This window comes from Pseudidiomarina xizangensis (genome assembly GCF_052541995.1).
Genome location: NZ_JBOBQA010000001.1, coordinates 547612 through 562572, shown reverse-complemented (window position 1 = coordinate 562572; position 14961 = coordinate 547612). Strand labels below are relative to the sequence as shown.

The following is a 14961-nucleotide window of genomic DNA, read 5'->3' as shown; positions in this document are numbered from 1 at the left end:
CATCTCACGCGCCAAACGGCAAAGCTCTCCAATGACGAGGAATGACACGTGCAACAAAACGTAACCGAGTACGTACTTTGGTATGATCAATTAGGGATGAATGATGTAGGCCGCGTGGGGGGGAAAAACGCATCGCTCGGAGAAATGATCAGCAATCTGACTGGAGCAGGGGTTGTCGTCCCGAATGGCTTTGCAACCACCGCTGAAGCGTTTAATGAATTTCTCGAGCAGTCGGGCGTGAATGACCGTATCCATGCGGTGTTAGATGATCTTGATACGGATGACGTTAAAGCGCTTGCTGAAGCAGGTAAAAAGATCCGGCAGTGGATCATCGATACGCCTTTTCAAGCGTCATTGGATGCAGCCATTCGTGATGCTTATCAGAACTTAACTGGTGGTAATGCGGAAGTTAGCTTCGCAGTACGCAGTTCCGCTACCGCCGAAGATATGCCCGATGCGTCCTTCGCTGGCCAGCAAGAAACCTTTTTGAATGTGCGTGGCATCGACCAAATCATGGAAGCTATCAAGCATGTTTATGCGTCGTTATTTAACGATCGTGCTATCTCGTATCGGGTTCACCAAGGCTACGACCACCGTGGTGTTGCATTATCCGCTGGAATTCAACGGATGGTGCGAAGTGACATCGCGTCATCAGGGGTAATGTTTACTATTGATACGGAGTCCGGTTTCGACGATGTGGTGTTTGTCACCTCATCTTTTGGCCTGGGCGAGATGGTAGTGCAGGGCGCAGTTAATCCCGATGAATTTTATGTGCACAAACCTACTTTGAAAGCAGATCGTCCTGCTGTTTTACGCCGTAATCTGGGCAGCAAAAAAATCCAGATGGTCTATTCGCAAAGTGACGAGCACGGCAAGCAGACGGATATTGTCGATATTCCTGTCGAACAGGCACGAACCTTTTCAATTAACGATGCTGAAGTTGAAGATTTAGCCCGTCAGGCAGTAATCATTGAGCAACACTACGGACGTCCGATGGATATCGAGTGGGCGAAAGATGGTATTGACGGCAAATTGTATATTGTCCAAGCACGCCCGGAGACGGTGCAGTCGAACAAAAACAGTCAAGCGGTTGAGCGTTTTAGTCTGTCGCAAAAAAGTGATGTCATTGCCACCGGTCGCGCTATCGGTCAGCGTATTGGTAGCGGCGTTGCGCGGGTATTAGCAGATATTTCAGAAATGGACCAAGTGCAACCCGGCGACGTACTGGTTACTGATATGACGGATCCCGACTGGGAACCGATCATGAAACGCGCGGCGGCGATCGTCACCAATCGCGGCGGTCGTACCTGTCACGCGGCGATTATTGCGCGCGAACTTGGTATTCCGGCAGTGGTAGGTTGCGGTGATGCAACAGATTTAATCAAAGATGGTCAAGCCGTGACGGTATCCTGTGCTGAAGGTGATACTGGTTTTATCTACGACGGCAAGCTAGATTTCGAGGTTAATCGCTCAGATATTGGCGATATGCCCGATTTGCCGTTGAAAATCATGATGAATGTGGGTAACCCTGACCGTGCTTTCGATTTTGCCGGTTTACCTCATGCGGGGGTTGGTCTTGCACGGCTTGAGTTCATCATCAATCGTATGATTGGTGTTCATCCGAAGGCATTGTTGAACTTCGCTAAGCAATCCACTGAACTGCAACAGCAGATTAGCGAGTTTATGGCGGGTTATTCGTCACCACGCGAGTATTACGTGGCGAAATTGGTCGAGGGCATTGCAACGCTCGGCGCGGCATTCTCACCGGAGCGGGTGATTGTGCGGATGTCAGATTTTAAATCAAACGAGTACGCCAATTTGCTTGGTGGTCGCCAATACGAACCCCATGAAGAGAATCCGATGCTGGGCTTCCGCGGCGCATCGCGCTATATCTCAGAAGATTTCCGCGATTGTTTTGCCATGGAGTGTGAGGCAATAAAACGGGTACGCAACGACATGGGCTTGCGCAATGTGGAGATCATGATCCCGTTCGTGCGTACGCTCGAAGAGGGTCGCAAGGTCATTGAGCTGTTGGCTGAACAAGGCTTAGTTCAGGGCGAAAATGGTTTGCGGGTAATTATGATGTGCGAGCTGCCATCAAACGCATTGCTGGCCGAGCAGTTCCTCGATATTTTCGATGGCTTCTCCATTGGCTCAAACGATTTGACTCAGCTGACTCTTGGTCTCGATCGCGATTCTGGGGTCATTGCGCATTTGTTTGATGAACGTAATGATGCGATAAAAGCTTTGCTTGCCATGGCCATTGCTGCGGCTAAGAAAAAAGGCAAATACGTCGGGATCTGTGGTCAAGGTCCGTCGGACCATGCAGACTTTGCCCAGTGGTTGGTTGAACAAGGAATCGACTCGGTATCGCTAAACCCTGATACTGTGGTTGATACTTGGTTGTATCTTGCGAAACAAAAGCACTAATACTTAAACGCTTCGGCGAGGAGTTTCACTTGGCAAACACAGCAGTACAGGTGCTTTCAGTTTTAGCTAGCTATGAAAGGCCTGAACCTGTCTATCGACGTTATGTTCAGGCGCTTGAGCAGGCGGGGTTTGCCGGTGATATTGACGACAGTTATGGTGGCCGGCTCATCGCCGCTACTGATAACAGTGTGTATCAACAACTGCCGCAAGCAGTTGTCTATCCTCGTACTACTGCCGATCTGCAACTCGCGCTGCAGCTTGGTCAGAGCGAAAGCTTCCAGGATTTACAATTCAGTCCCCGTGGTGGTGGAACCGGCACTAATGGTCAGAGTCTCACACATGGCATCATTATTGACTTAAGCCGCTATTTCAAACAGGTGCTCGAGACCGAATTAGAGCAGGGGTGGGTGCGCTGCCAAAGCGGTGTTATCAAAGACGAGCTCAATGACGTCGTGCGCAGCGGTGGCTGGTTCTTTTCCCCGGATTTATCGACCAGTAACCGTGCCACCTTAGGTGGCATGATTAATACAGACGCCTCGGGCCAAGGGTCGTTAGTGTACGGCAAAACCAGCGATCATATTCTAAGTTTACAGGCAGTATTAATTAACGGTGAAGTGATTGAAACACGTCCGTTAGCGATGACTGAGGCCGAAAAACTAGCTACTGGCAACGGAATGGAAGCGGCTTTGTACCGGCAAGCCTTAGCGACTTGTGTGCACAAGCGCAGTGATATTGAAGCCAGATTTCCCCCGCTGAATCGTTTTCTAACTGGCTATGATCTTAAACATTGTTACGACCCGGAAGGGCAAACCATAGACCTGTCGCGGTTGCTTGCTGGTTCTGAGGGCACTTTGGCTTTTATTACCGAAGCTAAACTGAATTTGACCCGAATTCCCCGTCACAAAGTATTGGTAAACATAAGTTACCGTGATTTTGACTCAGCACTGCGACATGCTCCAATGTTAGTTAAAGCCAAAGCGACTTCCGTAGAAACCATCGATAGCACCGTTTTAGATTTGGCAAGAAACGACATTATCTGGCACAACGTGCGCGACCATTTGTCTGAAGGACAGGCAGATCAGCCGATGGATGGCATCAATATGGTGGAATTTACTGCCGTTGATGAGGCTGAACTAGACGCTAAGCTCAATGATTTAGTGAATACGTTAGACGGCGAATTGGCGGCAGGTACGCATGTTCATGGGGTGGTTGGGTATAAAGTCTGCCGCGACGCCCAGAGTATCCAAATGATTTATGCTATGCGCAAAAAATCGGTGGGTTTACTGGGTGCGGTGAAAGGCGAACGCAAACCCATCGCCTTTGCTGAGGATACTGCTGTTCCGCCCGAATCCCTGGCTGATTTTATTGCAGAATTCCGCCAACTATTGGACGAATATGGACTTAAATACGGAATGTTTGGCCATGTTGATGCCGGTGTGTTGCACGTTCGTCCTGCCTTAGACATGAAAGATCCCACCGACGAGAAGTTACTAAGAATCATTAGTGATCAGGTTGCCGCACTGACCGCTAAATACGGCGGTTTGATGTGGGGGGAACATGGTAAAGGTTACCGTTCTGAATATGCGCCAAAATTTTTTGGTCCTGAACTGTATACCGAGCTGCAAAAGATTAAAGCAGCCTTTGATCCGGATAACCGACTTAATCCGGGCAAGCTGGCGACGCCCTACGGGCATCCTACGGCGCGATTGGTTTCGGTAGATGCGCGTAAACGTGGTTATTACGATCGCCAGTTGCCGCCTAGGGTGCGAGAAGATTACGCGGCGGCAATGAATTGTAACGGCAATGGCTTGTGTTTCAATTACGCCAAAGATTCCCCCATGTGTCCGTCGTACAAAGTCAGCGGCGATCGTCGTCATTCGCCGAAAGGTCGGGCGAGCTTGATTCGTGAATGGTTGCGACTTACTGCTAATGAAGGGCTTGATGCCAGTAAAAGTCCTAAAAAGAAACTTTATTTTTGGCGCCAATCGACGCGTGGGGATAACAACCGCGACTTCAATCACCAGGTCAAAGCATCCATGGATGCTTGTTTGGCCTGCAAAGCCTGTGCCAGTCAGTGTCCGGTAAAGGTCGATGTGCCGTCGTTTCGGGCTAAGTTTTTGCAATGGTACTATCAGCTGTATCGGCGGCCATTGCGTGATTACCTGGTTGCCAGTATCGAGCGCACGGCGCCACTTATGGCGAAGTTGCCACGGTTTAATAATGCTTTGACCCACAATGGCGTAAGTCAGTGGCTGTTTGCTAAGGGCCTTGGCTATGTTGATACGCCGCGCCTTTCAGTACCAAACCTGAACAGTCGTTGGCAGCAGCGTGGTTGGCAGCGTTACTCAGTTGATCAATTAGTGGCACAACCACCAGCAGCTGGCGCTAAGCAAGTGATCATTGTGCAGGACCCATTTACCAGCTTCTATCAAGCTGAGGTCGTTGAGGCAATGGGAAGGGTTGCAGAAAAGCTCGGTTATCAGCCGATTTTGCTGAACTTTATTGGCAACGGTAAAGCGCAACATGTAAAAGGTTTTTTGGGTCAGTTCCGCGCGACAGCTACAGAGGTCACAAAGCAGTTGAATCACATCGCGGAGGCGGGCTACCCGATGGTCGGTATGGACGCTTCAACGGTACTTTGTATGCGTGATGAATACCATGACTATGCCGCCGAAAAAGTTTGTTTCGAAGTGGCATTAGCGCAGGAGTGGCTAGCTGAACATCAAACGCAACTTGCGGCGATGGCAACGAGTACGCGATCGACTGCGGCTGAGTTGTTCATTCACTGTACGGAACAAACTGCACTGCCGGGCACGGGTAAACTCTGGCAACAGTTATTTGCGGCACTGGACAGCGAAATTACCGTAGTTGCAACTGGATGCTGCGGAATGGCGGGTACTTACGGGCATGAACAAGAGCAACAGCAAAACAGTGAAAAGCTTTACGAAATGAGCTGGAAACAACCGTTAACGGATAGCAAACAAGCGTTGGTTACTGGTTTTTCATGTCGCTGTCAGGCGGGTCGGTTTGCCGCTACGGATACAAAAAAGCTGCAACAGGTACAACACCCGGTGCAGCTTTTAGCGCAATTGCTAACTTAAGCTTATTGCTTTGCCGCTTTTGCTTTTGCGATAACTTCACGAGCTAATTCATCGGCAATTTCGCCAGTCGGGCGCTGCTCGCTAGTCGAGCGGGTGAAGATAGTATCAAGAGTGGCGTAGATATCACGCACGCGCTTATCAGTTTCTTCACGACTCATGTTGGATGCTTCACTGCAGACATGAATGACACCACCAGCATTGATCACGTAGTCAGGGGCGTAAAGAATCCCCATATCCATGACTTTTTTGTCATGCGCAGGGGTAGCTAATTGGTTGTTGGCGCTGCCGGCAATAACCTTTGCCTTGAATTGTGGCAAGGTATCGTCATTGATGGTTGCACCTAAAGCACAAGGTGCGTAAACATCAACATCCAAACCATAAATTTCGTCTAAACCAACGATGCTAGCATCAAGCTCTTTGGCCGCGCGTGCGCAGACTTCGTCGTTGATATCGGTAACAAAGAGCTTAGCACCTTCTTTGGCGCAATATTCAGCAAAGTCATAACCTACTGCACCAAGACCTTGCACCGCGATGGATAATCCCGATAGCTCATCTGAACCAAACTTATGCTTAGCAGCAGCTTTCAAACCCAGATAGGTACCCAACGCAGTATGTGGCGACGGGTCGCCGGCTTTTTCTTCGGTGCCAGCAACAAAACTAGTTTCTTCAGCCACTATAGCGATATCGCTGGTACGAATGTTGACATCTTCTGCGGTGATATAGCGTCCGCTCAGTGATTCGATAAAACGACCATAAGCGCGGAATAACTCTGGTGATTTAATCTTCTTCGGATCGCCGATGATAACGGCTTTACCGCCACCAAGAGGAAGGCCGGCGAGGGCGCTTTTATAGGTCATACCGCGTGATAGACGTAACACGTCGGTCAGTGCTTCTGCTGAAGAAGGATAATTCCAAAGACGCGTACCACCTAAAGAGGGACCTAAGGTCGTGTCGTGAATCGCGATAATAGCTTTTAAACCGGTTTCTTTATCGTGACAAAAGACGACTTGTTCGTGCTGGTCGAACTCTTGATGTTCAAATAGCGACATGAGTGATGTTTCCTCGTTCATCCCAAAAATTTCGCGCACATTATCATTTAAGTTTTGCCTGCGCTAGTCATTGTAAAAAATAAAACGTTTACGTTAACGTAAACTTTTGCAAGCAAAGTTTACACGATATCGGGCTTTGCCCTAAAGCCCTTTCACGGTAGTATGTAGCAGTGTTGTACGAAACAAACTTACGAAAGGATACCCCCTGATTATGGCAACTGAACAGCCGCAAATGAGTCCAGAAGAAATGTCCGCCTGGGTACGTGAACAATTCCAGGCAGCAAATAAATACTTGGCCGAAAACGGTATCATTAGCGACCGTGTATTAACCAAAGATTCGCGTTATTTAGCGCCTTACGTGGCGATCTGGAAATTTACTACGCAAGATAAAAAAGAATTGTGGTTAATTAATGGTGATGTACCAACAGATGTGGCCGGCAAAAATGCAGCGGATAATGCCCGTGATGTGTTGCGTTATTTTTCATTTCAGTGGCAAATGAAAGCTCAAGCTATTCTGGATGATCCTAAAGCGAGCACAGATCCAGAGCAGCAGCGCTACGCTCACTATCTGGTTGAGCGTGCCGAAGCGCTCTACGACGTCGTGGGTATGGAAGATCTTTGGACTGCCCCAGAAGAGCAAGGCAACAGTTAATCTGTTGCTTCGCCATCTTCTTCAGCTAATTCCTGCACTAAATGTAGCACGCCGATATTCAGCAGCTCAGTCAAACAGTTGAGCGCTGCGGTATCGGCAAAAATGGCAGAACATTCGGCCAACGCCACTTCCTGATCTAACTGGAGCAGTTCCTGAAACCCCGCTGTCAGTTGCTCGGGCGCTGCTATACAGTCACCATTGGCGTACAGCTGGTTATCACACCCTAACAGTAACCGCGCGCCTGGCGTGCGGCACAGCAGCATGTCAGTGGTGGCATAACTCGCTAATTCAACCGTAGTGATCTCACGCTCAGGTTGCGGTAATGGCCGCTTGGCTTGTGATATAACTTGCTGAATCGCCTGCACACCACTAGTTGATTCAAGTTGCTGCATAAGCAATTGCTGTACTTGGGCGATTTCGCTGTTGGTGATGCAATAGGGCGCAGTTTCTAGATTGAGTTGTGGATCAACATAACGGGGGAAATTCTGTTCACTCGCCAACAATTGGTCTGCGAGCTGGGCCAACCATTCAGCGCTATTGGGCGCGCGAAAACCGATAGAATAATTAAGGCTGGGTTCCAGCGCTACGCCGTGATGCGGACAACCCGCCGGAATATAGAGCACGTCGCCAGGTTGCAACACGGTATCAATGCATGCGTCAAAGTCACTGTTGCGAAGCTGTTTTAAGTCGGGGTGCGGACAAAACTCCGCTGCACCTTCAATGCGCTCTCCAACCCGCCAATGCCGTTGGCCAGTGCCCTGAATGATAAATACATCGTACTGATCAAGATGAGCACCGACACTGCCGTTTTCAGTGGCAAAACTTACCATGACATCGTCAAGGCGCCAGTCAGGCAAGAAGCGAAAGGGCAGCAGCAAGTTTTGCACATCGGGAAACCATTCGTTAACGGCTTGAACTAAGAGTGTCCAATCGGTTTCTCCGAACTTTTCATAATCCTCAAACGGGCCATGTTGAACATGCCAGGCTTCAGCTTGTTGCTGAATAATGCGCGCATCAACGCCTTCCTCCATGGCAAGTCCGGCCAATAATTCCGGGGCGATGGGATCTTCAAACTGAGATAGACCACCAGGTATAAGTAGCGGCCGCTGTTGCCAGTAGTCACGCAAGAATTCAGTGTGATCAACATTAAGCTGAAATGCCATTAGTTTAACTCGTCAACGAATTCTACCGCGCGACCAATATAAGAGGCCGGCGTTAATAGTTTCAGCTCAGCTTTTACCGTCTCAGGAAGTTCGAGGCTATCGATAAAAACAGCCATCGCAGCTTGGTTTACGCGCTTACCGCGAGTGAGTTCTTTTAGTTTTTCATAAGGCTTTTCAATACTGTAGCGGCGCATCACGGTTTGGATCGGCTCGGCTAACAATTCCCAGTTTTGATCAAGTTCGCGGAGTAGGTTGTCGGCATTTACTTCAAGTTTGCTAACACCTTTGAGAGTCGCCTGATAGGCAATCAAGGCATAAGCAAAACCAACGCCCAAATTGCGCAACACAGTCGAATCGGTTAGGTCGCGCTGCCAACGGCTAACAGGCAACTTACTGGCTAAGTGCTGCATGATGGCATTGGCAATGCCAAGGTTACCTTCGGAATTTTCGAAATCAATAGGGTTAACTTTATGCGGCATGGTTGATGAGCCTACTTCACCATCCACAGTGCGTTGTTTGAAGTGATTCAACGCGATATAGCCCCAAACATCACGGTTAAAATCGATAACGATGGTATTGAACCGTGCCACTGCATCGAATAATTCGGCAATGTAATCATGTGGCTCAATTTGTGTGGTGTAAGCATTCCAGGTTAAGCCTAAGCCGGTAACAAATTGCTCCGACAGTTGATGCCAGTCGACATTAGGATAAGCGACCTGATGGGCATTGTAGTTACCGACGGCACCGTTGATTTTGCCCATTAAAGGCACGGCTTGCAGTTGCTCGAGTTGGCGTTGCATACGCACATAGACATTCGCCATTTCTTTACCCATGGTACTCGGTGTTGCCGGTTGGCCATGAGTACGGGCCATCATCGGCACAGTTTTATGTTCCTGCGCCAGTTGTTTAATTGCGTCCGCGAGTTGCTGCATTTGCGGCAACATAACGTCATTTAGCGCTTCGCGCAGCATCAATGCGTGCGACAGGTTATTGATATCTTCCGATGTGCAAGCAAAGTGAATGAACTCACTCACCGCATGCAGTTCTGCTTGCTCAGCAACACACTCTTTTAGAAAGTACTCGACCGCTTTTACATCATGATTGGTGGTAGCTTCAATGGCTTTAACGCGCTCGGCGTCAGCTTCGCTAAAGTTGTTGATGAGCGCTTCAAGAAAGGCATTAGCTTGTTCAGAAAATGCTGGAACCTCACCTATTTCAGCGGTTGCCGCAAGTTGCTGAAGCCAGCGAACCTCGACGATGACACGATTACGAATCAGGCCGTATTCACTAAACATAGGTCGTAATGCGGCAGCTTTCGAGCCATAACGGCCATCGACAGGAGAGAGAGCTGTTAAAGCAGATAGTGTGGTCATTCTGAGGACTCCGATTGTGAGCTTAATGCGCGTAAAAGTTCGTTTGCGGTGGCAATCATGCGCGTCCGCGAAAATAGAAAATGCCGGCGTTTACCGCCAACCTGACGCCAAAGTACGGTACTACGGATGGCTGCTAAAAGTAGCGAACGGATCTGATTTTGCACCGGCTGTTGTTGTAAAAACTCAGGTTTACCGTGAATTTGAATGGGGCGGCCAAGCGGTGAGATGCAATCGCTGTAGGTACTTGCCATGCCCATATAAATAGTTTCTTGCTCGAACTGGAATTGATGCTGTTGACGATGCAATTGCTCAATCCGTTCACCAAGTTTGGCAAACTCTTTTGGTTGCCGCTGAATGCGCCGTGCTAACGCCAACGCACCCACCATATAGCGCGTGGTTTCGATATCTTTGTCGCGGGTGGTTCCGAGTTGCGCAAGTAATACGCGTAAGCCCACTTTTAGCTTACCTACATCACCGTAAATGGTGGCAAAGGAATCAGGGTTTTGCACCAATACACTATCGAGCAACGCCTGGCGTTCAAAACTTTCGTCAAGTTTACCCTGCCGCGCCAGCGCTTTAACAGCAGCAGCACACTGGGCAATGGCGGCGAGGGCAATAACGCGTTGTTGCCATTCATTCACAGCAACACCTCATGATCAGCCACTCGTTGTTCGATGATGCCACCGCCTAAACAAACCTCATCAAGATAAAATACTGCAGATTGTCCTGGGGTGACGGCCGCTACCGGAGCATCAAACTCGACTGCTAAGGTGCCATCGGTTTTAGGAGTGATCAGACAGGGAATATCTTGCTGCCGATAACGGGTCTTCACCGTACATCGGAGCGGCTCTTGTGGTCCGACGCGATCGACCCAATCGAGTTGGGCGGCGATTAAACCTTTGGAATAAAGTCGCGGATGATGTTTGCCCTGTGCGACGATCAAAACGTTGCGCTCAAGATCTTTGTCGACCACATACCACGGTTCATCACCAGCATTGGCTAAACCACCTATGTGAAGCCCCTTACGTTGTCCTAGCGTATGGTACATCAGGCCTTCATGCTCACCGAGGTGGTCGCCTTCAACACTTTCAATAGCGCCTGGACGGGCGGGCAGGTAGGTTTGTAAAAAGTCTTTAAACTTCCGCTCACCAATAAAGCAGATTCCGGTTGAATCTTTCTTATCAGCAGTGACCAGATCTTGTGCTTCGGCAATACGTCGCACTTCAGGTTTTTCCAGTTCGCCGACTGGAAATAAGGTTTGAGCCACGTGTTCATGGGATAAGGTGTAAAGAAAATAGCTTTGGTCTTTGTTGCTATCATGGCCGCGCAGTAATTGAAACTTACCGTTTTGTTGGCTGCGGCGTACGTAATGACCAGTGGCGATATAATCAGCATTTAGCGCTTCTGCAGCGAATTCGAGGAAAGCCTTAAACTTAATTTCTTTATTGCACATGATGTCAGGGTTGGGGGTGCGCCCAGCGCGGTACTCGTCAAGAAAATATTCGAATACGTTGTCCCAGTATTCTGCAGCAAAATTGACCGTATGCAGTTCAATACCAAGCTTGCCACATACCGCCTCGGCATCGGCCAAGTCTGTTGCTGCAGCGCAGTATTCGTCGGTGTCGTCTTCTTCCCAGTTTTTCATGAACAAGCCTTCGACCTGATACCCCTGTTGCAGGAGCAAGTAAGCTGACACGGACGAGTCGACGCCGCCGGACATTCCGACGATGACTTTTTTGTTTGCATTCAAGTTTTCTGGATTCGACATGACGACCTTCATGGTGACTGCTAGGCGCGCGAATTCTACCACACTGGCGGCACTTCACGCCACTGGCCCGGCTGCATTCCTGCTAGTCGCCACGGGCCAATTGCAGCACGGATTAAACGTAAAGTAGGATGACCTACTGCGGCGGTCATTCGCCTTACCTGACGGTTCTTACCTTCGCGAATGACAATGCACAGCCAAGTGTCTGGAATTGACTGTCTTTCCCGGATAGGTGGGTTTCGTGGCCACAGGTTATCCGGTTCTGACATGACGAAAGCTTCGGCAGGCAAGGTCATGCCATCGTTAAGTTCAACACCATCACGTAACTGTTGCAATGCTGACTCTGTTGGCACGCCCTCGACTTGCACCCAGTAGGTCTTCGGTAGTTTGTGCTTAGGATGACTGATTTTATTCTGCAGGCTGCCATCGTTAGTGAGTAGCAGCAGCCCTTCGCTGTCTTTATCGAGGCGACCGGCAGGGTAGACATCATTGTATGGAATATAGGGTTTTAGGGTGGCTTCGCCATCGGCACTGGAAAACTGAGTCAATACACCATAGGGTTTATTAAACAGTACGAGTTTTGGATTAGCGGGGCCTGGCTGCGACTTAGTTTTTCTGCGTTTTTGATAAGGTTTTTGCATTTGCAGCTCCTGCTTAGTTCGGCGAGTACCGTCCAGCACGTGATTAATGTTAGAATATGTGCTGCTCTAACCGTCAGCCATTAAAAAAACAACAACAGTATAAAGGAAAAGCTAGCGATGCAGGACTCAAATCCCAAAGATTCACAAAGTCAGGCGACCACACAGGATAACTTTGCCGCCGCGTTGCGTGGTGAGGTGCCATTGAGCGTTGGTGATGTTATTCAACGTAGCTGGGATATAACCTTGCGTGCGCTACCGATAATGTTGCTCGGTATGGTGATTTTAATGCTCGCCAATTGGGCTATTTCGAGTGTTTCAGCGCAATTTTTCCCTGTCGATGAAACGGATATTGATTACCTGAATATTTCTGCACAATCGGTGTTGAGCGCTTTGTTGATTGCGCCTTTTACCGCCATCATGGCGCTTATGGGGCTGCAAAATGCACGGGATAGCAAGCCAACTGCTGCGACTATCGGCGAAGCTTTGCGATATGCGCCTAAAATGACTGCCGTCGCGGCAGTGTTGATGACAGCGATGATCATCCCTGGCGTTCTGTTGTATCTGATCTTTGGTTCAAGCGGCACGTTTTTCGCCTTGTTCGTAGTTATCGCCATCTATTTACAATTAAGCTTTACCCTGGCGACGCCGCTGATTTTGGAACGACAGCTGTCGGTATCACGAGCTATATTTGCTTCAGTGCTTATCTTAAATAAGAAAATGCTACCGCTGATTGCGATTTATGCGATTTTTACGATTATTGTTATTATCAGTGCATTACCCCTCCTTCTTGGGTTAATTTTCACCATTCCTATGAGCTTCAATGTAATTGGTGTCATCTATAATCGTCTTATTGGCGTACCAGAAGAAGCGACAACAATAGAAACGACAGTTACCGAGGAAAATTAATGTTACGTAGTCTCGTTATTGTGTTAGGTATTCTCGCCGTTGCTGCGGCGCTAGTGGCACCGAATGCATTGCATTTGGCAAATCCGTATCGCTTGTATGATGGTGTTGTTCCGGCGCGAAATATCGCCGTAGCCGCACCAACAGTGACGGAGCTGCCGAACTTTGCCAGTCACCAACAAACCGCCGATAAGAAACAAGCGTTTTTTGAGTTTTTAGCACCCCTGGTAGAAGCAGAAAACGCGCTAATTCTCGAGCAACGAAGTGGTCTGGAAGCACTGTATACGAAGTGGCGTTTAAAGCCCGACTCTTTATCTCATGAGCAAATCAGCTGGCTGGAATATTTAGCCAAGCGTTATCGCGTCGAATTTAACCTTGCGGAACAAGCTGAGGCTGAGCAAGCTTTTGCACTGCTAATGCGCCGTGTTGATGTGGTTCCAGAAACTTTGGTTTTAGTGCAGGCTGCAAACGAGTCGGCATGGGGGACATCACGTTTCGCGACCGAGGCGCTGAACCTTTTTGGTCAGTGGTGCTTCACTGAAGGTTGTGGTTTAATTCCCGGCGCCCGTGGCGACGAGGCTAATCACGAAGTGCAAAAATTCGCCTCGATCAACGCATCGATTCGTAGTTATTTGCGTAATTTGAACACGCATCCGGCGTATTTTGAACTGCGTCAGTTACGTGCCCAACAGCGTGATCGTAAGAACCGCATTCGTGCCTTGGATTTGACGCCGGGTTTATTGAGCTACTCTGAACGTGGCGAAGCCTATGTTGAAGAGCTCAATGCGATGATCCGTGTCAATCGGCCGATAATTTTGGAAACTATGGGCGCAGATGATCCCGTAGCTGAACCAGGCTTTGCCCCTAACTCAAGTTCCGCACCTGAATAACACCGTTGCGGTCGGCGGCTGGGCCGTCGATTGCTTCGGCTGCTGCGTCATCGGTAAAGTTCGCAAATGCATTCGGCACGCTATGGTCAAATGCAGTATCGCCATTATCATTGGCTTGTCCATCCGCTTCGATAGCTTGGAAATCAAATAATGTTGAGTCGGCAAGATGCGAAGGAACAATATTTTGCATTGCTGTAAACATACTCTCCAGGCGGCCTGGAGAGTTTCGATCCCAGCTACGTAACATCTCTTTAATGACTTTACGTTGCAGGTTTTCTTGTGAACCACAGAGGTTACAGGGAATAATTGGAAAACCTTGATGTGCTGCATAACTCTCAATTTCTTTCTCACGCACATAAGCTAAGGGTCGAATCACCACGTGTTCGCCATTGTCACTGACCAGCTTTGGTGGCATTGACTTTAGTTTGCCACCGTAAAACATATTTAGCATGAGGGTTTCCAACATATCGTCCCGATGGTGGCCAAGTGCGATCTTGGTGGCACCGAGTTCTCTGGCGACACGATAAAGGATGCCTCTGCGCAGCCGCGAACAAAGTGAACACGTCGTTTTTCCAGCAGGAATTTTTTCTTTGACGATACTGTAGGTATCTTCTTCGATAATACGAAAATCAACACCTTCTGCTTGCAGATAAGCAGGCAGAATATGTTCAGGAAAGCCAGGCTGTTTTTGATCCAGGTTGACTGCAACAATAGAAAACTGAATCGGCGCAATTTTTTGTAGAAAGCGCAAAATAGCTAACAGTGTATAGCTATCTTTCCCGCCAGACAGACACACCATGACCTTATCGCCGTGCTCGATCATCTTGAAATCTTCGATAGCACGGCCAACGTGACGACGCAAACGCTTCTCTAATTTATTAAAGTTATAGCGCTGTTTCTTCGCCTGCTCGGCGGACGCTAGAGTATCTCTAGCAGAGGATGTTTCTACGCCATTATCTGAATTATTACTCGCTAAACTCATTGAACTCACTTC

At 48.8% G+C, this 14961-nt stretch carries 12 protein-coding genes; 5 read left to right on the top strand and 7 right to left on the bottom strand.

Translation table 11 applies throughout. The features are described 5' to 3' along the window. The first annotated feature begins 48 nt into the window (after nucleotides 1-48). Together ppsA and ydiJ are read left to right on the top strand one after the other, a co-directional pair. The gene (ppsA, locus tag ACQ5ES_RS02600; protein WP_445014398.1) at nucleotides 49-2430 is read left to right on the top strand and encodes a phosphoenolpyruvate synthase; all 2382 of its coding nucleotides are present in this window, start codon (nucleotides 49-51) and stop codon (nucleotides 2428-2430) included. Nucleotides 2431-2480: 50 nt separating this feature from the next. After that, nucleotides 2481-5531 (top strand): D-2-hydroxyglutarate dehydrogenase YdiJ, encoded by a 3051-nt coding sequence (gene ydiJ, locus ACQ5ES_RS02595; RefSeq protein WP_445015368.1) that lies wholly within the window; start codon nucleotides 2481-2483, stop codon nucleotides 5529-5531. Between the two features lie 2 nt (nucleotides 5532-5533). Here ydiJ and ACQ5ES_RS02590 read toward each other — a convergent pair whose 3' ends face one another. After that, complete coding sequence (locus ACQ5ES_RS02590) at nucleotides 5534-6580, bottom strand: Glu/Leu/Phe/Val dehydrogenase dimerization domain-containing protein (protein WP_445014397.1); 1047 nt, start codon at nucleotides 6578-6580, stop codon at nucleotides 5534-5536. A gap of 211 nt (nucleotides 6581-6791) precedes the next feature. Here ACQ5ES_RS02590 and ACQ5ES_RS02585 point away from each other — a divergent pair, with 211 nt between their 5' ends. Further along, complete coding sequence (locus tag ACQ5ES_RS02585; RefSeq protein WP_445014396.1) at nucleotides 6792-7232, top strand: DUF4826 family protein; 441 nt, start codon at nucleotides 6792-6794, stop codon at nucleotides 7230-7232. Here ACQ5ES_RS02585 and ACQ5ES_RS02580 read toward each other — a convergent pair. Genes ACQ5ES_RS02580 through ACQ5ES_RS02560 form a run of 5 tightly spaced genes read right to left on the bottom strand, consistent with a single transcriptional unit; the run spans nucleotide 7229 to nucleotide 12174 of the window. Continuing rightward, a complete protein-coding gene (locus ACQ5ES_RS02580; RefSeq protein WP_445014395.1) occupies nucleotides 7229-8395 on the bottom strand; it encodes a cupin domain-containing protein in 1167 nt (388 codons plus the stop codon). The two genes, ACQ5ES_RS02585 and ACQ5ES_RS02580, sit on opposite strands and share 4 nt — an antisense overlap. Beyond that, nucleotides 8395-9768: an adenylosuccinate lyase gene (gene purB, locus ACQ5ES_RS02575; protein WP_445014394.1), complete on the bottom strand. Its 1374-nt coding sequence runs from the start codon at nucleotides 9766-9768 to the stop codon at nucleotides 8395-8397. The genes ACQ5ES_RS02580 and purB overlap by 1 nt, the downstream gene beginning before the upstream one ends. Further along, a complete protein-coding gene (gene hflD, locus ACQ5ES_RS02570; RefSeq protein ID WP_445014393.1) occupies nucleotides 9765-10409 on the bottom strand; it encodes a high frequency lysogenization protein HflD in 645 nt (214 codons plus the stop codon). The genes purB and hflD overlap by 4 nt, the downstream gene beginning before the upstream one ends. Then, complete coding sequence (gene mnmA, locus ACQ5ES_RS02565; protein ID WP_445015366.1) at nucleotides 10406-11536, bottom strand: tRNA 2-thiouridine(34) synthase MnmA; 1131 nt, start codon at nucleotides 11534-11536, stop codon at nucleotides 10406-10408. Before mnmA ends, hflD begins: the two co-directional genes overlap by 4 nt. A 35-nt stretch (nucleotides 11537-11571) precedes the next feature. Beyond that, nucleotides 11572-12174 carry a pseudouridine synthase gene (locus ACQ5ES_RS02560; RefSeq protein ID WP_445014392.1) on the bottom strand — a complete coding sequence of 201 codons (603 nt, stop codon included), beginning with the start codon at nucleotides 12172-12174 and terminating at the stop codon, nucleotides 11572-11574. Between the two features lie 117 nt (nucleotides 12175-12291). Between ACQ5ES_RS02560 and ACQ5ES_RS02555 the strand changes: the two genes are divergently transcribed. Both ACQ5ES_RS02555 and ACQ5ES_RS02550 read left to right on the top strand, forming a co-directional pair. After that, complete coding sequence (locus ACQ5ES_RS02555) at nucleotides 12292-13080, top strand: DUF2189 domain-containing protein (RefSeq protein ID WP_445014391.1); 789 nt, start codon at nucleotides 12292-12294, stop codon at nucleotides 13078-13080. Then, the gene (locus ACQ5ES_RS02550) at nucleotides 13080-13967 is read left to right on the top strand and encodes a glucosaminidase domain-containing protein (RefSeq protein WP_445014390.1); all 888 of its coding nucleotides are present in this window, start codon (nucleotides 13080-13082) and stop codon (nucleotides 13965-13967) included. Before ACQ5ES_RS02555 ends, ACQ5ES_RS02550 begins: the two co-directional genes overlap by 1 nt. On the opposite strand, the gene ttcA is transcribed toward ACQ5ES_RS02550, so the two are convergent. Further along, on the bottom strand, nucleotides 13942-14949 hold the full coding sequence (gene ttcA, locus ACQ5ES_RS02545) for a tRNA 2-thiocytidine(32) synthetase TtcA (RefSeq protein WP_445014389.1): 1008 nt from the start codon (nucleotides 14947-14949) through the stop codon (nucleotides 13942-13944). The genes ACQ5ES_RS02550 and ttcA overlap by 26 nt on opposite strands. Nucleotides 14950-14961: the final 12 nt, after the last annotated feature.

What these genes read in the sequence shown, in the direction of transcription:
- ACQ5ES_RS02590 (WP_445014397.1), bottom strand. Translation starts at nt 6,580, where the DNA reads ATGTCGCTATTTGAACATCAAGAGTTCGACCAGCACGAACAAGTCGTC.
- ACQ5ES_RS02585 (WP_445014396.1), top strand. Translation starts at nt 6,792, where the DNA reads ATGGCAACTGAACAGCCGCAAATGAGTCCAGAAGAAATGTCCGCCTGG.
- ACQ5ES_RS02580 (WP_445014395.1), bottom strand. Translation starts at nt 8,395, where the DNA reads ATGGCATTTCAGCTTAATGTTGATCACACTGAATTCTTGCGTGACTAC.
- purB (WP_445014394.1), bottom strand. Translation starts at nt 9,768, where the DNA reads ATGACCACACTATCTGCTTTAACAGCTCTCTCTCCTGTCGATGGCCGT.
- mnmA (WP_445015366.1), bottom strand. Translation starts at nt 11,536, where the DNA reads ATGTCGAATCCAGAAAACTTGAATGCAAACAAAAAAGTCATCGTCGGA.
- ACQ5ES_RS02560 (WP_445014392.1), bottom strand. Translation starts at nt 12,174, where the DNA reads ATGCAAAAACCTTATCAAAAACGCAGAAAAACTAAGTCGCAGCCAGGC.
- ACQ5ES_RS02555 (WP_445014391.1), top strand. Translation starts at nt 12,292, where the DNA reads ATGCAGGACTCAAATCCCAAAGATTCACAAAGTCAGGCGACCACACAG.
- ACQ5ES_RS02550 (WP_445014390.1), top strand. Translation starts at nt 13,080, where the DNA reads ATGTTACGTAGTCTCGTTATTGTGTTAGGTATTCTCGCCGTTGCTGCG.
- ttcA (WP_445014389.1), bottom strand. Translation starts at nt 14,949, where the DNA reads ATGAGTTTAGCGAGTAATAATTCAGATAATGGCGTAGAAACATCCTCT.